The organism is Halomonas sp., from assembly GCF_014859505.1.
Lineage (GTDB): Bacteria > Pseudomonadota > Gammaproteobacteria > Pseudomonadales > Halomonadaceae > Halomonas.
In genome coordinates this window covers 1-18,090 of the sequence record NZ_JACUUD010000063.1, presented here as the reverse complement: position 1 = coordinate 18,090, position 18,090 = coordinate 1, and the positions used below count along the sequence as shown (strand labels likewise).

The window sequence follows — 18,090 nt, the reverse complement described above, 5'->3', positions numbered from 1 at the left end:
CGCCGCCTCCACCAAACAAGTCGACGAATCAAGCACCTACGGGTGCTTTTTTCGTTTTCTTATCAACCTGTCGGCCATCCCCTGAAGCAGGATCCAACCCTCTGTCGACCCATTACGCCACAGGCGGGATCGACTTTCAGGTCGAAAATTAGCGAAACAGCTTCCTGTATGCTTTGCCGATTACAGTCACAACCGGCTCGGGCATGGCGAGGAAAAGAAATCTCTTGCACCTCTTCAGCGTCACTCTTGCCAGGCGCTGCCTGTCATGCATGGCCAGGGAAGCCAATCCTGGTTGAATGATCTTTCCCTCTGCCAGACACAGGACGGGCTTTCCTGAATGCTCCGCCATCCTCCTTGCAACCTCTTCACTGTTTTCAATGAGAAGCTTTGAAGCTGACGCCCGGTATCGGTCGGCCTTGTATATCGCGTAGCATTCATGCGGCCTCTCTTCTCCAGATGTCACTGCCTCATTCATCACCAGATGCTCGAACTCAATATTATTTTTATTCAGCCAGGTTTCCGTCTGCTCACGATATCTCTCCGGACGACTGGTCAAGATGGTTTGAATCTTGTATGTGGGCAAGACAAGAGGCCTTGCAGTGGAAAGAAACTCGTTGTACTTGCTTTCCTCCTGGAGTTCTTCTTCCGAAGGCGCCACACATAACACTCCTTCAAGCTCCAGGCACGAACGCTCCAAGATGGGGTGATGAAACAAGTTCCACTGAAAAAATCGCGGCCCGGGCACAATTTCAAAGTAAATATCAACGCCATCCAGACTGGACTCCTCGACATAGATGGCTAACCGGTCCACATCCTGCGAAACCCTGCTCCTGATTTTCTGCATTGCCTCCTGCATTGAATTCCCTGTCCTGAGGCTATCATCTACCAATAATATTTTTTCAGCATCCCAGGCACTACTTATAAACTTCGATGACTTGCGAGTACTCCCTTTCACCAGCTTTGAATTATTGACAAAGGAATCGATATCCACACAGTAGACATTCAACAGCAAGGCGATCATATAGGCAGGGATCATGCCACTCCGGGGAATCCCGACGACCAGATCGTACCCCTGCCCTTGAAGCTTATGGATGTTGGCGTATACATCGTCACCCAGATCTTTATAAGATTTATAATTCATCGCTAGCCCTTACGCCTTGGCACCTACTTAATTTTTTCTGAGAAGACATAAAAAATGGGCATTCAGTCAACTTCCACGAGCAGACCATCACCATTAATCTAAGGTCCACCTTATCGAGAAAAGCAGGGATTCGCCATAGGAACACCTCACGACCCCATATTCCCCCCATAGAAGGGGGCGGGCCCTCTCGCGACCTTGGTCTAAGACTTGACGCGAAAACCACTTGATACCAGCCTCAGGGGGCGCCATCATCAGCGCCCACTCGTCGTCCCCTGTCGGGGTGTCGGGCGAGGCCAAGACACTTCCACTTTCCCCGATCTGGATTCGAACCCCATGAGCAAAGTCCTGATTATCGGCGCCGGCGGCGTCGGCGGCGTCGTGACCCACAAGTGCGCCCAGCATCCCGAGGTCTTCAGCGAGATCCTGCTGGCCAGCCGTAACGAGGCGAAGTGCAAGGCGATCGCCGCCCAGCTGGATCGCCCGATCCAGACCGCCCAGGTGGACGCCGACAGCGTCGATGACCTGGTCAAGCTGATCGAATCGTACCGACCGGACGTGCTGATCCACGTGGCCCTGCCCTATCAGGACCTGACCATCATGGAGGCGTGCCTGCGCACCGGCGTGCCCTACCTGGACACCGCCAACTACGAGCACCCCGACGAGGCCAAGTTCGAGTACAAGGAGCAGTGGGCCTTCCAGGAACGTTTCGCCAAGGCGGGCAACATGGCCACCCTGGGCTGTGGCTTCGACCCGGGCATGACCAACATCTACTGCGCCTATGGCCAGAAGAACCTGTTCGACGAGATCCACCGTATCGACATCCTGGATGCCAACGGTGGCGATCACGGCTATCCCTTCGCCACCAACTTCAACCCGGAGATCAACATTCGCGAGATCACCGCGAACGGTCGCTACTGGGAGAAGGGCGAGTGGAAGGAGACCCCGCCGCTGGCCGAGAAGCGCAAGTTCGACTTCGACGGCATCGGCGAGAAGGACCTCTACCTGCTCTATCACGAGGAGCTCGAGTCCCTGGTCCAGAACATCAGGGGCCTGGAGCGCATCCGTTTCTGGATGACTTTCTCCGACAAGTACATCACCCACCTCGAGGTGCTCGAGAACGTCGGCATGACCAGCATCGAGCCAATCAAGGTCGATGGCTGCGAGATCTCCCCGCTGCAGTTCCTCAAGGCGGTGCTGCCCGATCCGGCCTCGCTGGGCCCGCGCACCAAGGGCAAGACCAACATCGGCGTGATCCTGGACGGCATCAAGGACGGCAAGCGTCGCAAGGTGTACATCTACAACATCTGCGACCACGAGAAGTGCTTTGAAGAGGTGAAGTCCCAGGCGATCTCCTACACCACCGGCGTGCCGGCGGTGACCGGCGCCATGCTGATGCTGGAAGGCATCTGGAAGGGCGAGGGCGTGTTCAACGTCGAGCAGCTCGACCCGGACCCCTTCATGGCCCGCATCGGCGAGATGGGCCTGCCCTGGCAGGTGGTCGAGCTGGACCCCGACCACGACCCGCTGGCCTGAACCATGGCAGATGCACGCGACACAGGCCTCGACTTTGATGTCCAGGCCTGCCCCTCGCCAGCCTATGTGGTGGACGACGCCCTGCTGCGCCGCAACCTGGAGCTTCTTGCCGACGTTCAGGCGCGCAGCGGTACGCGGATCCTGCTGGCCCTCAAGGGCTTCGCCATGTGGGACTGCTTTCCCATGATTCGCGAATACCTCGTGGGCACCACGGCCAGTGGCCAGGACGAAGCACGCCTCGGTGCCGAAACCTTCGGCGGCGAGGTGCACTGCTACTCGCCGGCCTTCACCGAAGAGGAGATGCAGGTGGTACTGCGCTATGCGGACCACCTGAGCTTCAACTCCCCGAGCCAGTGGCGGCGCTTCCGCGAGACCATCGCGGGCGCACCGCGTCGTGTCTCCTGCGGCATGCGGGTCAACCCGGAGCACTCCACCGGTTCGGTGCCGCTCTATGACCCCTGCGCGCCGGGCTCACGGCTCGGCACCCGCGCCGCGAACCTGGCGCCGGCGGATCTGGAGGGCCTCGAGGGGCTGCACTTCCACACCCTGTGCGAGCAGAACAGTGATGCCCTGGAAGAGACCCTGGCGGCCTTCGAGGCGAGGTTCGGCGAGCACCTGGAGGGCATGAAGTGGGTCAACTTCGGCGGCGGCCACCATATCACCCGCGAGGACTATGACGTCGAGCGGCTGGTGCGGGTAATCCAGGACTTCAAGGCGCGTCATCCGCACCTCATGGTCTATCTGGAGCCCGGCGAGGCCATCGCGCTGAACACCGGCTACCTGGTCTGCTCGGTGCTGGATATCGTCGAGAACGATGGTCCCATCGCCATCCTCGACACCTCTGCCACCGCGCACATGCCCGACGTGCTGGAGATGCCCTACCGGCCGCAGATCATCGGTGCCGGCGAGCCCGGCGAGAAGGCCCACACCTATCGCCTGGGCGGCTTGACGTGCCTCGCCGGCGACGTGATCGGCGACTACGCATTTGATCGCCCGCTTGAGATCGGCGACCGACTGGTGTTTACCGACATGGCCCACTACACCATGGTCAAGACCACCACCTTCAACGGCATGCGCCTGCCGTCGATCTGCCGAGTCGACGAGGCGAGCCGTGCGGTGCACACGGTCCGCACCTTTGGCTACGTGGACTACATGCAGCGGCTGAGCTGAGCCGAAGCCGGACCTGGCACCGCCACCGTCCCGCCCCCCCCTGGCGCCCGCCATAGCAGGTCAGCGCAGCGCCAGGATGCCCAGCCCCAGGGTAATCACCACCATGCCCAGCACGCGCCGCCGCCAGGCGGCGCGCTCCCTGAACAGGAAGATTGACAGCAGAGTGGCAAACACGATGCCGGCGTTGGTGTAGGCCACCACCTCGGCCGCCGGCAGCTCGCGCATGGCGTGGATGACAAGGGCATAGGCCAGGCCGATGCAGCTGCCGCCGACCAGCCCCGCCACGGCGCCGATCCGCTGTGGCGGTCGCCAGCGCCGGGTCTGGCCATGCATGCGCCAGGTCAGGCACAGCCAGGCAGTCAGATAACCCACCGAGAGGAACCCGACCAGCGCCATGAACGACGGCAGGTGCGGCGTGGCCGCCTTGTCGCTCAGCGAATAGAGGCTGGTCGCCAGCATGGCCAGCAGGGCCCATGGCAGCGCGCGACGATCCGCGGCATGGCGTGCCGTCGAGGCCATGATCCACAGGCCGACCACGCTGACGCCGATGCCCGCCCAGGCCAGCAGCGGGAGCGACTGTCCCAGCAGCAGCGAACCCCACAGGGCGATGAGCAGCGGAGAGCTGCGCACCAGCGGGTAGACCAGCGCCACCGGAGCCTGCTCGTAGGCACGTGCCAGGCCGAGAAAGTAGATCGCATTGGCCGTCGCCGAGAGCGCCAGCAGGGCCACCAGCTCCAGCGACCACGCCGCGCGGCTGACCAGCTCCCAGAAACCCCAGGGGGCAAACAGCAACAGGTGCGCGAGCAGCACCCACCAAAGCGGGTTGGCCTCCCGCGGCAGATGGCGTGCCATCAGGTTCCAGATCACGTGCATCGTCACGGACAGCGCCAGTGCCAGCGAGGCGCTCATCGATCGCCCGCCGAGATCTCCACGATATCGCCATCGCCGGCCACCGCCACCCCTGGCGGCGTGTCGACGCCTTCGGCGATCCGCCACGCATCCAGCTCATGGCCGATATGGGTGAGCCAGGTACGGCGTGCTCCCGCCTCGGTGGCGAGCCGCCGGGCCAGGTGCCAGTCGTTGTGGTTGCGCGGCTCGTCCCGGGGAGGGAAGGTGCAGTCGAGCGCCATCTCGAACCCCCCCCACCCCTGCAGGAACCCCATGGTCCCGGGCGGCAGGCCGAGGGTGTCGGTGAGGTAGGCGAAGCGCCCGCCCCGGCCATCCTCGATGGCATAGCCCAGGGTGGGCTTGGAGTGGATGAGCGGCAGCGGCGTGAAGCGCAATCCCCCCACCTCGAAGGGCGCGTACTTGCGGGCCGCCTCGAAGGCCAGCAGGCCGGGGTGCTTGAAGAGGTCGGCACACCCTTCGCTGTCCGGCGGGCCGAAGACGGGAATCACGCCACCGCGCCCCCAGCGCAGATGCAACAGCCCCTGCACATGGTCGGCGTGGTAGTGAGTGAGCACGATGGCATCCAGCGAGCCGGGCGGGAAGCGCTCGTGGAGATCCATCAGCCCGGCATCGATCAGCACCCGGGTACCGCCGCTCTCGACCAGTGCGCTGGTCGGCCGACGCACATAGCGCGGGTCGCCCATCGCCCGCTCGCAGGCCGGACAGTCACAGCCGTAGAGGGGCACGCCCCCCACGGCCCCGGTACCGAGAAAGGTCACGCGCATGGCAGCATCTCCCGGTGGCCTTCCCGGATCAGCCGCACCAGGGCCTCGCCGGCATCCTCCATCGTGCCGTCGTTGTCGATTCGGTGGCCCGCGAAACCCTCCGTGCCTAGCGCCATGTGGCGCGCCAGACGCTGCTCGATGGCCACCGGCGTCTCGCGACCACGCGCCAGCAGGCGCTCGCGCAGGGTCTCGGTGGAGACCTCGATGGAAACCGGCACCAGCCGCGGATAGCGCGCTCGAGCCTGTTCCAGATAGCCCCGCGAGCCGTTGACCACCACGCTGATGCCGCCGGCCAGCCAGGCATCGATCTCGATGCCGATGGCGTAGCGCAGGCCGTGGCTCTCCCAGTGCATGGCGAACATCCCCCGCGCCAGCCGTGCGGCGAACTCCTCCTCGCTCAGCGCCACGTGGTTCTCGCCACCGGCCCCGGCCTCCCGGGTGATGTAGCGGTGAGCGAAGCACGCCGCGCCCGTATCCGCCAGTCGCTGCCTGGCGTAGCTCATCAGGGTATCCTTGCCGCTGCCCGAGGCGCCCATCACGTAGATCAGGCGTGCCTCGCTGCTGTTCTCCCTGCCCATGCCCATGCCTCAGCTCCTCATCCGTGGTCGAAGTGGGCGACCAGTGCCGGCACGCCCCCCGACCAGACCCGCTCGGCCTGAGGCAGCCCGCCCAGGGTCTTCACCGCCACCAGGTCGGCGCGCTGGCCCACGGCAATCTCGCCGCGATCGGCCAGGCCCGCCGCCCGGGCCGGATTTCGCGTCACCAGCGCCACCGCCTCGGCCAGCGAGATGCCGGCCAGGTCGGGGAGGCGCATCACCGAGGGCAGCAGGGCCGCCGGCGAGTAGTCACCGCAAAGGCAGTCGGCCACCTCCGCCAGCACCGCATCCAGCGCGCGCATGTTGCCGGACTGGGACTGGCCACGCAGGATGTTGGGCGCACCGAACAGGGTCGCCATGCCCTGCCGGCGGGCCGCCTGGGCGGTCTCCAGGTTGACCGGGAACTCGGAGATGGCCGCTCCCAGCGTCCTGACGGTCGCCACCTTCTCGGGCGTGTCATCGTCGTGGCTTGCGATGGCCACGCGCTGCTCGCGAGCCAGCTCGGCAAGCCCTTTCATCCGCTGCATGGCCCCCTCGGCGGCGGCCGCCTTCTGGGCCAGGAGCGCGTCGATCTGTACCCCGTCGGTTCGGTAGGTGCGGGACAGGTAGGCGCGGTAGGCCTCGACATCGCGGAACTGCCCCTGGCCAGGGCTGTGGTCCATGAACGAGATCAGGTGGGCATGCCCCTCGTTCAACAGGGCCGTGATCACCGGCGGCGCCGAGTCGTCGGTGACCTCGTAGCGAACGTGGACACGGTTGTCGATCAGGGCGTGGGCGCGCCAGTCGCCGATGGCCCGGGCGATCTCGGCGGCGAAGGCGTTGTTGCGCACCCCCAGCTCATGGTTGGCGAACGACAGGGCGTGGTACACGGTGGTGATGCCGGCCGTGGCGTTGCGCTTGTCGGCCTGGGCGCAGGCGAACTCCAGCGGGAAGTGCACACCGGGGCGAGGCTCCACCTCCTTTTCCATGGCATCGCAGTGCAGGTCGATCATCCCGGGCATCAGCACCCGGCCGCGCAGGTCGAGCTCGATGGCCCCGGCATGGCCGGCGGGGTCCAGGGCGGCGATGCGCCCCTCCTCGATCAGCACGGCGACATCGTCGCGCACTTCGTCGGGCAGCACCACGCGGGCATGGGTCAGCAGGATCGCGGTCATGGGGTCGTCTCCTCCAGCAGAGCGGAAGCAGCAACCGGCGAGGAGAGCGTCACCACGCGGTCGGCCAGCCGCTCCACCAGTTGCGGCTGGTGGAAAATGGCGAGCATTCCCACCCCCTCCGCCTTGATGGCGTTGAGCAGGTCCACCACGCGGTCGGTGGTGGCAGGGTCGAGGCTCGCGGTGGGCTCGTCGAGGAGCAGCAGCCGCGGCCTGGCGATCAGGCCCCGGGCGAGGTTCACGCGCTGTTTCTCGCCCCCCGAGAAGGTCGCCGGCGGCACCCGCCACAGGCGCTCGGGCACGTTGAGCAGGTCGAGCAGCTCACAGGCGCGTTCGACGGCGAGCTCGCGGGAGGTGCCGCGCATCACCAGGGGCTCGGCCACCACCTCCATCGCCGACTTGCGCGGCAGGCAGTGCAGGAACTGGGTCACGAAGCCCAGGTCCTGGCGACGCAGTTCCAGCATGCGGTGTTCGCTGGCCAGTGCCAGGTCGGTGATGGCGCCGTTGGCATCGCGATAGAGGATGCGGCCGCTGCTCGGCAGGTAGGTGCGGTAGATGGCCTTGAGCACCGAGGACTTGCCGGCGCCGGTGGGGCCCACCAGGGCGGTCAGCTCGCCCGCGTGGACCGCCAGGTCGACCCGAGCGCAGGAGGGAATCAGCGCATTCTGGTCATGCAGCTGGAACTGCTTGGAGAGACCTTCGATCTCGAGAATGGGAGGGTGCACGTCGGGCTCCTTACAGCGCAGAGGCCACCAGACGCTGGGTATAGGCGTGCTGGGGGTCTTCGAGGATTTGGTCGGTCAGGCCGGATTCGATGATGCGGCCATACTTCATGACGATGGTGCGCCCCGCCAGGAGCCGGATAACGCCCAGGTCATGGGTTACCACGATCATGGCGGTGCCCAGCTCCTGCTGGATCTCCAGGATCAGGTCGAGGATGCGCGCCTGCACCGAGAGGTCGAGCCCGGTGGTCACCTCGTCGAGGTAGAGCAGCGGGGGCTGGGTGGCCAGCGCCTTGGCGATCTGCACGCGCTGCTGCATGCCGCCGGAGAACTGCCTGGGCGACTCGTCCATGCGCTCCGGCAGCACCTCGGTGCGCGCCAGCAGCCGCCGGGCACGCTGACGAATCTCGCCGTAGTGGGTCAGGTCGCTCATCAGCAGGCGCTCGGCGATGTTGCCGCCGGACGACACATTGAAGTTCAGCCCCAGATGCGGGTTCTGGTAGACCATGCCCAGGCGGTGGTTGCTCAGCCAGCGTTGCTGGGCGGCATTCAGGCTGAACAGGTCCCACTGGCGCGCCTCATCGAAGAACAGCGCCTCTCCCGCGGTCGGCTGGTCATCGAAGTACAGCGTCTTGACCACGGTGGACTTGCCGCTGCCGGATTCGCCCATGATCCCCAGGATCTCGCCCTGGTGCAGGTCGAAGTCGATCCCGTGGCAGGCCACGACCGAGTGGCAGTGCGGACAGATGTTGCTGTCCATCTCCGGGCCGGTGTTGTCGGTACACTGGGGGCAGCCGTGACCGTAGATCTTGGTCAGGCCGCGCACCTCGAGAATCTTCTTCATGACATCGCCTCCCCGGGGATGGTGTCGTGTTCGGCCAGGCGCGAGTGGCAGTAGTCGGAATCGGAGCACTGCCACTGCTTGTTGCCGTCGTCGTCGATCAGCTCATCGAGGAAGCTGTCGGTGGCGCCGCAACGGGCACAGGGCCGGCGCGTCCCCTGGGCATCGCGGAAGTCCTCGACGCGAAACGGCACATCATCGAAGGCCAGCGGCTCGGCACGGGTGTAGGGCGGCACGGCGTAGATCTTCTTCTCGCGACCGGCACCGAGCAGGATCAGCGCCGGGCTGTTGTCCAGGCGCGGCACGTCGTAGCGCGGGATCGGGCTGGGGTCGATCACGTAGTGGCCGTTGATGCGCGTCGGATAGCGGTGCGAGATGGTGATCTCGTCGAACTGCACGATGTCCTCGTAGAGCTTGGTGAGCAGCCGCGAGTAGTCGGCCTCGCCGTGCATCACCTTGCGCCGTGCCTCCGAGGGCTCCACCACCACCAGCGGGTCGGGATAGGGCACCTGCAGGATCATCACCTGGGACTCGCTCAGCGCCACTTCGGGAATGCGGTGGCGGGACTGGATCAGGCTCGCCTCGGTGGTGCGTTCGGTGGTGTCGACCCCCGGGCAGGTCAGCTCGACGAAGTGACGCAGGTTGACCGCGTTGACCGAGTCGTCGGCGCCCTGGTCGATGACCTTGAGGGTGTCGCCCTCGCCGATCAGCGACAGCGTCACCTGCAGGCCACCGGTGCCGAAGCCACGCCCCATGGGCATCTCCCGCGAGGCGTAGGGGGTCTGGTAGCCGGGAATGCAGATCGCCTTGAGGATGGTGCGGCGCACCTCGCGCTTGGCGTACTCGTCAAGGAAACCGAAGCTGTAGGCCGCATCATCCAGCGGCAGTTCATAGCTCACGTTCATGACTCGACTCCTTGCGAGGACTGGGCGGCATCGGCCTTGCCCTGGGTGGTGCGCAGGCGGTCCATGTCGGACTGGAAGGTGACGTAGTGCGGCATCTTGTAGTGGCTGGCAAAGCCCATCGAATCAACACCGTCCACGTGCAGCAGCACGAACTCCGGGTCCTCAGAGGGGTTGGCGGGGCCGTCGCGCATGCCCTTCTGCAGGGCCCGGTCAAGGATCGCCATGGAGATGGCCTTGACCTCGTTGTGGCCGAAGCAGGCGCCATAGCCGAGGGTGAAGGTGGGCGGGCCATCGCTGTCGGCGCCCTCGTACATCGCCACCACCTCACACTCGGTGACCAGCACCTCGCCGGCCTCGACCGGCTCCCCGGTGACCGGATGCGGCAGCACCACGGGCAGGTAGCCCACGCGAAGCTCGGCAATGGTGGGGTGCACGTCGCCGTAACCGCGCATGTTGGAGTAGGCGATGGCCAGCAGCGAGCCGGTCTCGGCGCGCGCCATGGTGGCCAGCGCCGCCGAACGTGGCACCGGGAACACCAGCGGGTCACGGGTGATATCGAAGGCAGCCTCCCGCGAGCGCGTGAGCGGCGGCAACAGCCCCTCCTCGCGCAGGGCGTCGACCACCTTGGGGTAGCTGTCGGGCAGGTCGCTGTCGGCAACTCCCTCCATGAAGCGCCGCGAGACGGAGCGGAACGCCTCGGGTGACTCGTCGGCCAGATCGAGGCGCATCAGCCGCAGCGCGTAGTCGGTGGTGGGGCCGAGCATCTGCCCACCGGGGATGTCCTTGAAGGCACTGGAGATGCGTCGGATCAGCCGCATCTGACGCGTCTCCTGCACCGGCAGGTCGAGCAGGCGCGGCTTGGTGGAGCGGTAGGCACGCAGCGCGAAGGCCGCCTCCAGGGTATCGCCCTGCATCTGCTTGATGGCCAGCGCCGCCAGGCGCGGATGATAGAGCCCCCCCTCGGAGACCACCCGGGAGGTGAGCAGCCGCAACTGCTGCTCGATGGCGGCGAGGGTCAGCGGTGTGCCGGCCTCGCCTTCGGCGCAGCGCAGCGCCTCCATGGCGGCCTCGGCCCCGGCGATTGCCCGGCCGCCGCCCTTGATGGCAACGTATCCCATCAGTGCACTCCTTCTACAGTCAGCCGAGTGGTACGCGGCAGCACCGCCACCGCCTGCTCACTCGCCAGGATCAGGTCCACGCCCAGGGGGAAGTGGACGTTCCACTCGTCGCGCAGTCGCCACCAGGCGGGATCGACGCCGGCCACCCGCAGTGTCTGCTCGGCCTGGATTCCCGGGCCGGTCAGGTGGAGTTCGATGCCCTCCTCCAGCGCCGGCACCTGGATAATCAGGGTGGCGCCCTGCTCGGGGTTCTCCAGTGAGCCCAGGCGTGGCGTCACCTCCGGCGGATGGGCGCCGGTGCAGAGCACGAAATCGGCGGATTCGACCGCGCTGCTGCGCACGCCCAGGCGCCTGACATCATCCTCCGACAGGCGCGGCTCGGGATCGGCCAGGCGGGAGGCACCATCGGTGAGGGTCGCCAGCAGCAGCAGGGTGGCCGACTCACCGTCGTCGGCCAGGCGCACGACCCGTCCCGGGTACGAGAACGCCGTCAGCAATCCCCGGAAGGCTCGCTGCTGGCGTGGCGGCTGCCAGACACCCATGCGTACATCGCGAGGGGCCTCGAGGGTCATGGGATCATTCATCGTCATCTTCCTCGGCAGTGCCCAGCAGGGCGAAATCCACGCGGGTGGCGGCCAGCAGGGCGCGCCGCTGGTGGTCGCTCTCGGCCACCACCGTCGCCCCCTGCGCCAGCAGCTCGACGGCGCTCTCGTGGCCCGGCAGGCGGGCACCCACGGCGGCGTCGAGAATGGCCAGGTCACGTACCAGGCCCACCCGGTCGTCGACCAGGGTGGCCGCCCCCTCTACCGGGCCCTGTGCCGGACTGGCCAGCCGCACCTGCGAGCGGGCCAGGGGCACCTCGCCGATGAAGTAGGTCTCGCCCAGGGCGCTGTCGGAGAGCGGCATCAGCCCAAGGCCGGATTGCGGCAGCTCGAGGTCCTCGACCTCGTAACGCTCGGCCAGCTGTCTTGCCGTGGCCCGCACCAGCGTCGAAGGGAGCGCCGACCAGAGCCGCAGCCACTGCCCTCTGGGCCATTCATTCATTGAAGTCATGGGATTGCCTCGCATGTCGGTTGGCGATCAGATCAGTCGGGCACGGATGCGCGCCTGCAGCTGATCGAGCAGGAAGACGAAGACGAAAATGGCGATCAGGATGGTCATCACATGGCCATACTGGAACATGTCGAAGCGGCCCTTGAGCTCCTGGCCGATGCCGCCGGCCCCCACCAGGCCCACCACCGTGGCCATGCGCAGGTTGCGGTCCATGATGTAGGCGGTGTAGGCGATGTACTGCGGCAGCACCTGTGGCAGCACGCCGTACCACAATGTCTTGATCTTGCCGGCGCCGATGGCCTCCAGCGCCTCCTGGGGCTTCTTGTCGGCGTTCTCGATGTCCTCGGCGTAGAACTTGCCGAGGAAGCCTGCGGCATGCAGGCCCAGGGCCAGCACCCCGGCAATCGGGCCGAAGCCATAGGCCAGCACCAGGAACAGGGCCACGATCAGCTCGGGAACGGAGCGCAGCAGGCTGATGAACCCCCGGGCGGCGGTGTAGGTGAAGCGGTTGGCGCTGTAGTTGCGCGCCGCGAAGTAGGCCAGGGGAATGGAGAGCACCACCGAGAGCAGCGTTCCCCACAGGGCGATCTCCAGGGTCTCGATCATCTTGACGAAGACGGTCCAGACGTAGCCGAGCGGCTTGACCAGCACCTCGACCTGCTCGGTGGTCGCCTCCAGTTGCAGCGTCTCGAGGTTCATCCGCTGCTCGACACGCTCCTGCACCTCGATATAGGAGAACAGGGGCAGGCGGTCGCGATCGAGGTCGCCCATGCGGTTGACCTCCTCGACCTCGCCGATCACCGGGGGCCACATCGCCGTGCCGACTCGCGAGAGGCCGCGCACCACCTGGGAGTCATCCGCCACGCCGATCAGGTTGCCCACCGCCTGGGTGGTCATCGCCACCATGCGATCCATGTCGGTCCGCTGGCCGGTCACCAGCAGCAGGGCAACGATCAGCACCAGCCACAGCAGGTGCCTGGCGCTGTAGGGCGGCGACAGGTGCCACTTCACTTCCGCCCCCTTGGGGGGCACGGGAATAGGTCGCGTCGTCATGGTGCGCCCCTTAAATCAAGGATACGTTGGTGGTGCTGAGATCCACCGATGAGTCGGCGTCGTCTTCTTCCGGCTGGGCGTCGTCCCACACCGCGCCGTGGTAGAGCGATTCCACGCACTCGTCGGTGAAGGCCTCCGGCGAGCCGTCGAAGACGACCTGGCCATCGCGCATACCGACGATGCGGTCACCGAACTCCCGCGCCAGCTCGACCTGGTGCAGGCTGCACAGCACGGTGGCATTGCGCTCCCGCGCCGCGTCGCGAATCAGGCTCAGGATGTCGCTGGAGATCTTGGGGTCGAGGCTGGCGACCGGCTCGTCGGCCAGCACCACCTCGGGGTCGAGCATGAAGGCCCGGGCGATACCGACGCGCTGCTGCTGTCCGCCGGAGAGATCCCCGGCGCGGCGCTTGAGGTGTGCCGGGGAGAGCCCCACCTGGGCGAGCAGCTCGCAGGCCTTCTGGCGGTGCTCCGGCCGGAACCAGCCCGACATCGCCCGCATGGTGGATACCGTGGGCAGCAGCCCGGCCAGCACGTTGGCGGCCACGCTCATGCGGTTGGTCAGGTTGAAGTGCTGGTGGACCATGGCCACGCGACGGCGCAGCGCCGACTGGGTCTTGACACTGAGCTCGGTGCCATCGATCACCACCCGCCCCGAGGAAGGCTGCATCAGGCCGTTGACGGCCCGCAGCAGGGTGGACTTGCCCGCCCCGGAGGGGCCCAGGATCACGCAGAACTGCCCACGGGGTACCTCGAGGGAGACATCGCGAATGGCGTGGGTGCCGTCGGGCCATACCTTGTTGAGTGACTCGAACCGAATCATGTCATTGCCTCTTGCTGACGCCCGGATGGTGCCGGCCCGTGGTAACGGGCCGGCCTCCCGGGGCATGAAGGGGGAACCGGCCGCTCAGCGGACGCTGCTCTTGCGGATGATGTCCTGCTTGAGGGAATCGTTGACCCGCTCGAACATCTCGCCGGCCTTGGTCATCACCTCTTCGCTGACGTCGGCGGTGTAGCCGTCCACCCGGCCGCCGCCGTAGCCGCGAATCTGCTCCGGGGTGATGCCCGGCAGCTGGTCGATGCGGTTGAAGACGTCGCGCAGGGTCGCCTTGACTGCCCCATCGACATCGGGATGGATGGCCAGCGGCGGGTAGGGGATCGGCTCGCTCTTGGCCACCACGGTGATCCGGGTCGGGTCGATCGACCCGCCGTTAACGGCGCGCTCGTAGGAGTCGAAGGAGGCACCGCCGGCATCCACCAGGCCCTCGGCCAGGGCCTGGAGCACGTTGGCGTGGCTGCCGGCCATGTTGATGGCGCCCAGGTCGGTGACCGGGTCGATGTCCGCCTCGAGCATCATCGCCAACGGCACCGCGAAGCTGGAGGTGGAATTGACGTCGCCCAGCGCCACCCGCTTGCCGGGGAAGTCGGCCAGTGTCTCGATGCCGCTGTCGGCATGGGCGAAGAGGCCGGAGTAGTAGACGGAGCCGCCGTCGCGCACGGCCAGCGCCAGCAGTTCGGCGCAGCCCTGCTCACGGGCCTGCAGGTAGCTCAGCGGGCCAAACCAGGCAATATCGGCCACGCCGTTGCACATCGCCTCCACCACCGAGCCGTAGCTCTGGCCCACCTTGATGTCGAACTGCAGGCCGGTCACCTGCTCGATGGCCGAGAAGACCGGCTGGAAGTCGCGGCGGGTGCCGTCCTCGGTACCGCCATCGGCGGGCACCAGGATCACCCGCAGGGGGCTGTCGGCGCTGCCGTCGTTCTGCGTTGCCATGGCGGCCAGCGGAAGCGCCAGCAGCAGGGTGGCAGCGGCAAGCGGTTTGATCGAGGCAAGAGGTTTCAGATACATTGCAGGAGCTCCTGTTAGGGGAATGACGTTCAGCGAGGTTTGCGAGACCTTCATGGGTTGATGCGCAGTTGGATCCGGTCTGCGCGGAACCGGGTGATGGCGTACTCGGCCGGGGTGCCATCCCGGTCATTCACGTTCACGCTCTTGACCCGCAGCACCGGTCGGTTCTGCGGCATGCCCAGCATCCTGGCGTCGTCCCCTTGCGGGAGCACCGCCGTCACCAGGCTCTCGGTACGATGCAGTCGGCAGCCGTAGCCCGCCTCCAGCAACGCATGCAGCGAGCCACTTTCGAAGCGCTCCAGCAGGTCGGGAAAGCGCTCGGCCGGGACGAAGTGCGAGATCACGCACAGCGGTCGCCCCTCCACCAGCCGCAGCGTCTCGATCCAATGCACCGCCTTTCCCTCGGCAATCGCCAGCCGCTCGGCCACCCCGGCGATGGCGCCGAGGGTCTGCTTGCGCAGGATGCGCAGGTCGGTCATCAGGCCGAGCGAGGCCAGGTTTTCGGTGAAGCGGGTCGCCTGGTTGATCCGGTAGTCCAGCTGTGTATCCAGCACGAACACGCCGAGCCCATGGCGCCGCTCCAGCAGCCCCGCCTCGACCAGCTCATCCACGGCACGGCGCAGGGTATGGCGATTGACGCCGAACTGTTCGGCGAGGGCGGTCTCGGAGGGCAGGCCGTCACCCGGGGCGAAACGGTGACGCACCTCCTGTTCGAGTCGGCTGGCGATCTGGCGGTAAAGGGCCAGTCCGGAATCACGGGCAACGGCGTAGAGGCTCATGTGTAGTCGTCTAGATGAGTGGACAGGTGCCACACTAGCGACGCTTGATGACGGCAAGGTGTCGGTTAGGTGATAGTTGCCTTGCGCGCCGCGGCCCTTCCCCGCGGCGGCCTCGGCCTCTAAGGTGAAGGAACGCCAACGCCGCAGGGAGCCCGCGATGATCAGGATCTACAAGTTCGGCGGCGCCTCGATTCAGGATGCCGACGCCATTCGCCGACTGGGCACGCTGCTCGCCGAGGGGGTAGCGCGGCCCCGCGCCATGGTGGTCTCGGCCATGGGCAAGACCACCAACGCCCTGGAGGCACTGCTGCAGGCGACCCGTGAGCCGGACGAGGCGAGCTATCGACGGCGGCTGGCGGAGATTCGCGACGGCCACCTGGCCGTGGCCGAGGCGCTGTTCGGCCCGGATAGCCAGGTGGCGGCCCAGCTGTCACGGCTTGTCGATGAGCTGGACGCCGCCCACGCCGCCCACCGCGAGGCGCCCTACCCCTTCCACTACGACCAGACCGTGGGCATGGGCGAGCTGCTCTCCACCACCCTGGTGGCCGCCTGGCTCAACGAGATCGGCGTGGCCACCCACTGGTGCGACGCCCGGGCGCTGATCATCACCGACGATCGCCACCAGGCGGCCAACATCGACTGGGCGGCGACCCGGGAGCGCATCGCCGGACTTGCGACAAGGGCCGATGAGATCCTGTTGACCCAGGGCTTTATCGGCGCCACCGCCGGCGGCGCCATGACCACCCTGGGCCGCGAGGGCTCCGACTTCAGCGCGGCGATCCTCGCCGAGGCCCTGGACGCCGACGAGCTGACCATATGGAAGGACGTGCCGGGGCTGTTCAACGCCGACCCGCGGCGCTTCGCCAATGCGCGCCAGATTGCCCGGCTCAGCTACGGAGAGGCCCTGGAGCAGACCTGGCAAGGCGCCAAGGTGATCCACCCCCGCACCCTGGCGCCGCTGCAGCGCCGGGGCATCCCGCTGACGGTACGCTCCTTCCTCGAGCCCGAGGCCCCGCCCAGCACCATCGGCCCCGAGCCAGGCGAGGGGGACCGCCAGCCCGCCTTCATGCTGCGCGACGATCAGGTCTTGCTCGATATCAGCATCCGCGACGGCAGCTTCGTCGACGAGGCGCTGATGGCCGAGGTGCTGGCAAGGCTCGCCGAGGCCGGCCTCCACGCCAACCTGCTCGACGTCGAGGCGCTGCGCCTGCGCCTGGTGGTCGACCACCGACCGGAGGGGCTCACCCCCGTGCTGGAGGCGCTGGAAGGGAGTTTCTCGGTGGCCCGCCAGGATGGCCTGGTACTGCTCACCGTCCGTCATCCCGATGACGTCCTGCTGGTCAGCCTGGACGCGGGCAGGACCCGGCTCGTCGAGCGGTGCAACGCCACCACCGCCCAGCGCCTCTACCTCGCCGCCGAGTGTCCCGACACCTGGCAGATCCCGGAGTGAGCCCTCAGGCCGCGGCCAGCCGCCGCCCCACGCCGTGGCCATGCCAGGCGGCGGCCAGCCACAGCAGCAGGCTGGCCAGGCCATAGCAGAAGGCGGCGAGGGGACGGCTCTGGGACAGCAGCTGCATGAGCTCCAGGCCGAACAGCGAAAAGGTCGTGAAGCCACCGCAGAAACCGGCCACCAGAAAGGACTCCCAGCGGGCCACCCGGCCGTGCCGGCGGGCGGCAGCCAGCGCCGCGAAAAGCGCGATCAGCCAGGAGCCGAGCCCATTGACCGCGAGCGTCGCCCAGGGGAACCATGGTCCCGGCAGGGCCAGGAGTGCGAGGCTGAGCTGGTAGCGCAGTGAAGTCCCCAGGGCGCTGCCGGCCCCCACCGCCGCATAGGCACGCCAGGCGCTCATGCCAGGCCTCCCGCCAGCCAGGCACCCAGCGCCACGGCGGAGAGGCCCATCACCAGGGTGGCCGCCACATTGGCCAGTGCCGCCGTGGCCCGCCCCTGCTGCCAGAGGGTCAGGGTCTGCAGGCTGAAGGATGACACCGTGGTGTAGCCGCCCAGCAGGCCGATCGCGGCCAGGGACCAGACGCGGGCCTCCTCGCCGGCCGGTGGCAGCCCCATGAGTCCCGCCAGCAGGCCGATCACCAGGGCACCGCTGAGGTTGACCGCCAGGGTTCCCCAGGGGAAGGCAGCGCCGAGCCGCCGGCTCACCGCATTGCCCACCGCCAGGCGCGCCATGCCTCCCAGGGCCCCTCCGGCCGCCACCAGCAGCAGGCTGATTGCCATCGCCACCTCCTCTCCCTGTCGCCTGAAGTCGCACGCCCCGCGCGCGCCTGATCGCCAGTATCGCATGCCAAGTACGGTCTACATGACCTGTACAGCGCTGTGCCGCCGCAACAGGCCGGGTCGAGGTCTCACCCCAAAGCCCGTATCATGCCAAACCAGCGTTATCCCTGGATTCACACGACACATCGCCAACACGCAAGAGACGGAGGTCAGAGCGTGAACCCCATGCGAGCCCTACCCCTGATGCTCGGCTGGCTGCTGATCGCCCTGCTGGCGCTG

Annotated in this window: 20 protein-coding genes; 3 read left to right on the top strand and 17 right to left on the bottom strand. The window is 66.8% G+C overall.

What is annotated here, in order from left to right; genetic code table 11:
• Positions 1 to 148: 148 nt before the first annotated feature.
• Positions 149 to 1,141, bottom strand: coding sequence for a phosphoribosyltransferase family protein (locus tag IBX53_RS09905; RefSeq protein WP_290908635.1), 993 nt, complete (start codon positions 1,139 to 1,141; stop codon positions 149 to 151).
• A 333-nt stretch (positions 1,142 to 1,474) separates the two neighbouring features.
• Here IBX53_RS09905 and IBX53_RS09900 point away from each other — a divergent pair, with 333 nt between their 5' ends.
• Both IBX53_RS09900 and nspC read left to right on the top strand, forming a co-directional pair.
• Positions 1,475 to 2,674 (top strand): saccharopine dehydrogenase family protein, encoded by a 1,200-nt coding sequence (locus IBX53_RS09900; RefSeq protein ID WP_290908632.1) that lies wholly within the window; start codon positions 1,475 to 1,477, stop codon positions 2,672 to 2,674.
• Between the two features lie 3 nt (positions 2,675 to 2,677).
• The gene (gene nspC / locus IBX53_RS09895; RefSeq protein WP_290908629.1) at positions 2,678 to 3,844 is read left to right on the top strand and encodes a carboxynorspermidine decarboxylase; all 1,167 of its coding nucleotides are present in this window, start codon (positions 2,678 to 2,680) and stop codon (positions 3,842 to 3,844) included.
• Between the two features lie 60 nt (positions 3,845 to 3,904).
• Here the strand turns inward: nspC and IBX53_RS09890 are convergent, their stop codons facing one another.
• The 14 genes from IBX53_RS09890 to phnF all read right to left on the bottom strand — a co-directional run bounded on the left by IBX53_RS09890 (position 3,905) and on the right by phnF (position 15,581).
• Positions 3,905 to 4,753: an EamA family transporter gene (locus tag IBX53_RS09890; RefSeq protein ID WP_290908625.1), complete on the bottom strand. Its 849-nt coding sequence runs from the start codon at positions 4,751 to 4,753 to the stop codon at positions 3,905 to 3,907.
• Positions 4,750 to 5,517 (bottom strand): phosphonate metabolism protein PhnP, encoded by a 768-nt coding sequence (gene phnP, locus IBX53_RS09885; RefSeq protein WP_290908621.1) that lies wholly within the window; start codon positions 5,515 to 5,517, stop codon positions 4,750 to 4,752. The genes IBX53_RS09890 and phnP overlap by 4 nt, the downstream gene beginning before the upstream one ends.
• The gene (gene phnN / locus IBX53_RS09880; RefSeq protein ID WP_290908614.1) at positions 5,508 to 6,101 is read right to left on the bottom strand and encodes a phosphonate metabolism protein/1,5-bisphosphokinase (PRPP-forming) PhnN; all 594 of its coding nucleotides are present in this window, start codon (positions 6,099 to 6,101) and stop codon (positions 5,508 to 5,510) included. Before phnN ends, phnP begins: the two co-directional genes overlap by 10 nt.
• Before the next feature lie 11 nt (positions 6,102 to 6,112).
• The gene (locus IBX53_RS09875) at positions 6,113 to 7,267 is read right to left on the bottom strand and encodes an alpha-D-ribose 1-methylphosphonate 5-triphosphate diphosphatase (RefSeq protein WP_290908610.1); all 1,155 of its coding nucleotides are present in this window, start codon (positions 7,265 to 7,267) and stop codon (positions 6,113 to 6,115) included.
• Positions 7,264 to 7,989: a phosphonate C-P lyase system protein PhnL gene (gene phnL, locus IBX53_RS09870; RefSeq protein ID WP_290908607.1), complete on the bottom strand. Its 726-nt coding sequence runs from the start codon at positions 7,987 to 7,989 to the stop codon at positions 7,264 to 7,266. Before phnL ends, IBX53_RS09875 begins: the two co-directional genes overlap by 4 nt.
• Before the next feature lie 10 nt (positions 7,990 to 7,999).
• Positions 8,000 to 8,830: an ATP-binding cassette domain-containing protein gene (locus IBX53_RS09865; protein ID WP_290908605.1), complete on the bottom strand. Its 831-nt coding sequence runs from the start codon at positions 8,828 to 8,830 to the stop codon at positions 8,000 to 8,002.
• On the bottom strand, positions 8,827 to 9,732 hold the full coding sequence (locus IBX53_RS09860; protein ID WP_290908602.1) for an alpha-D-ribose 1-methylphosphonate 5-phosphate C-P-lyase PhnJ: 906 nt from the start codon (positions 9,730 to 9,732) through the stop codon (positions 8,827 to 8,829). The genes IBX53_RS09865 and IBX53_RS09860 overlap by 4 nt, the downstream gene beginning before the upstream one ends.
• Positions 9,729 to 10,850, bottom strand: coding sequence for a carbon-phosphorus lyase complex subunit PhnI (locus IBX53_RS09855; RefSeq protein WP_290908599.1), 1,122 nt, complete (start codon positions 10,848 to 10,850; stop codon positions 9,729 to 9,731). The genes IBX53_RS09860 and IBX53_RS09855 overlap by 4 nt, the downstream gene beginning before the upstream one ends.
• Positions 10,850 to 11,434, bottom strand: coding sequence for a phosphonate C-P lyase system protein PhnH (gene phnH / locus IBX53_RS09850; protein ID WP_290908596.1), 585 nt, complete (start codon positions 11,432 to 11,434; stop codon positions 10,850 to 10,852). The genes IBX53_RS09855 and phnH overlap by 1 nt, the downstream gene beginning before the upstream one ends.
• The gene (locus IBX53_RS09845) at positions 11,427 to 11,903 is read right to left on the bottom strand and encodes a phosphonate C-P lyase system protein PhnG (protein WP_290908593.1); all 477 of its coding nucleotides are present in this window, start codon (positions 11,901 to 11,903) and stop codon (positions 11,427 to 11,429) included. Before IBX53_RS09845 ends, phnH begins: the two co-directional genes overlap by 8 nt.
• 27 nt (positions 11,904 to 11,930) lie before the next feature.
• A complete protein-coding gene (gene phnE, locus IBX53_RS09840) occupies positions 11,931 to 12,956 on the bottom strand; it encodes a phosphonate ABC transporter, permease protein PhnE (RefSeq protein ID WP_290908591.1) in 1,026 nt (341 codons plus the stop codon).
• A 10-nt stretch (positions 12,957 to 12,966) separates the two neighbouring features.
• A complete protein-coding gene (gene phnC / locus IBX53_RS09835; RefSeq protein WP_290908589.1) occupies positions 12,967 to 13,776 on the bottom strand; it encodes a phosphonate ABC transporter ATP-binding protein in 810 nt (269 codons plus the stop codon).
• A gap of 84 nt (positions 13,777 to 13,860) precedes the next feature.
• Positions 13,861 to 14,802: a phosphate/phosphite/phosphonate ABC transporter substrate-binding protein gene (locus tag IBX53_RS09830; RefSeq protein ID WP_290908587.1), complete on the bottom strand. Its 942-nt coding sequence runs from the start codon at positions 14,800 to 14,802 to the stop codon at positions 13,861 to 13,863.
• Between the two features lie 50 nt (positions 14,803 to 14,852).
• A complete protein-coding gene (gene phnF / locus IBX53_RS09825; RefSeq protein ID WP_290908586.1) occupies positions 14,853 to 15,581 on the bottom strand; it encodes a phosphonate metabolism transcriptional regulator PhnF in 729 nt (242 codons plus the stop codon).
• 157 nt (positions 15,582 to 15,738) lie between these two features.
• Here phnF and IBX53_RS09820 point away from each other — a divergent pair, with 157 nt between their 5' ends.
• Positions 15,739 to 17,031, top strand: a complete 1,293-nt coding sequence (locus IBX53_RS09820) for an aspartate kinase (protein WP_290908585.1) — start codon at positions 15,739 to 15,741, stop codon at positions 17,029 to 17,031.
• 4 nt (positions 17,032 to 17,035) lie between these two features.
• Here IBX53_RS09820 and IBX53_RS09815 read toward each other — a convergent pair whose 3' ends face one another.
• Together IBX53_RS09815 and crcB are read right to left on the bottom strand one after the other, a co-directional pair.
• Positions 17,036 to 17,431: a CrcB family protein gene (locus IBX53_RS09815; protein ID WP_290908583.1), complete on the bottom strand. Its 396-nt coding sequence runs from the start codon at positions 17,429 to 17,431 to the stop codon at positions 17,036 to 17,038.
• Entirely contained in the window at positions 17,428 to 17,811 is a 384-nt protein-coding gene (gene crcB, locus IBX53_RS09810; protein ID WP_290908582.1) for a fluoride efflux transporter CrcB, read from the bottom strand. Before crcB ends, IBX53_RS09815 begins: the two co-directional genes overlap by 4 nt.
• Positions 17,812 to 18,090: the final 279 nt, after the last annotated feature.

Excerpts from the sequence above, each read along its gene's own strand:
- IBX53_RS09905 (WP_290908635.1), bottom strand. The coding sequence starts at position 1,141 with ATGAATTATAAATCTTATAAAGATCTGGGTGACGATGTATACGCCAAC.
- IBX53_RS09900 (WP_290908632.1), top strand. The coding sequence starts at position 1,475 with ATGAGCAAAGTCCTGATTATCGGCGCCGGCGGCGTCGGCGGCGTCGTG.
- nspC (WP_290908629.1), top strand. The coding sequence starts at position 2,678 with ATGGCAGATGCACGCGACACAGGCCTCGACTTTGATGTCCAGGCCTGC.
- IBX53_RS09890 (WP_290908625.1), bottom strand. The coding sequence starts at position 4,753 with ATGAGCGCCTCGCTGGCACTGGCGCTGTCCGTGACGATGCACGTGATC.
- phnP (WP_290908621.1), bottom strand. The coding sequence starts at position 5,517 with ATGCGCGTGACCTTTCTCGGTACCGGGGCCGTGGGGGGCGTGCCCCTC.
- phnN (WP_290908614.1), bottom strand. The coding sequence starts at position 6,101 with ATGGGCATGGGCAGGGAGAACAGCAGCGAGGCACGCCTGATCTACGTG.
- IBX53_RS09875 (WP_290908610.1), bottom strand. The coding sequence starts at position 7,267 with ATGACCGCGATCCTGCTGACCCATGCCCGCGTGGTGCTGCCCGACGAA.
- IBX53_RS09865 (WP_290908605.1), bottom strand. The coding sequence starts at position 8,830 with ATGAAGAAGATTCTCGAGGTGCGCGGCCTGACCAAGATCTACGGTCAC.
- IBX53_RS09860 (WP_290908602.1), bottom strand. The coding sequence starts at position 9,732 with ATGAACGTGAGCTATGAACTGCCGCTGGATGATGCGGCCTACAGCTTC.
- IBX53_RS09855 (WP_290908599.1), bottom strand. The coding sequence starts at position 10,850 with ATGGGATACGTTGCCATCAAGGGCGGCGGCCGGGCAATCGCCGGGGCC.
- phnH (WP_290908596.1), bottom strand. The coding sequence starts at position 11,434 with ATGAATGATCCCATGACCCTCGAGGCCCCTCGCGATGTACGCATGGGT.
- IBX53_RS09845 (WP_290908593.1), bottom strand. The coding sequence starts at position 11,903 with ATGACTTCAATGAATGAATGGCCCAGAGGGCAGTGGCTGCGGCTCTGG.
- phnE (WP_290908591.1), bottom strand. The coding sequence starts at position 12,956 with ATGACGACGCGACCTATTCCCGTGCCCCCCAAGGGGGCGGAAGTGAAG.
- phnC (WP_290908589.1), bottom strand. The coding sequence starts at position 13,776 with ATGATTCGGTTCGAGTCACTCAACAAGGTATGGCCCGACGGCACCCAC.
- IBX53_RS09830 (WP_290908587.1), bottom strand. The coding sequence starts at position 14,802 with ATGTATCTGAAACCTCTTGCCTCGATCAAACCGCTTGCCGCTGCCACC.
- phnF (WP_290908586.1), bottom strand. The coding sequence starts at position 15,581 with ATGAGCCTCTACGCCGTTGCCCGTGATTCCGGACTGGCCCTTTACCGC.
- IBX53_RS09820 (WP_290908585.1), top strand. The coding sequence starts at position 15,739 with ATGATCAGGATCTACAAGTTCGGCGGCGCCTCGATTCAGGATGCCGAC.
- IBX53_RS09815 (WP_290908583.1), bottom strand. The coding sequence starts at position 17,431 with ATGAGCGCCTGGCGTGCCTATGCGGCGGTGGGGGCCGGCAGCGCCCTG.
- crcB (WP_290908582.1), bottom strand. The coding sequence starts at position 17,811 with ATGGCAATCAGCCTGCTGCTGGTGGCGGCCGGAGGGGCCCTGGGAGGC.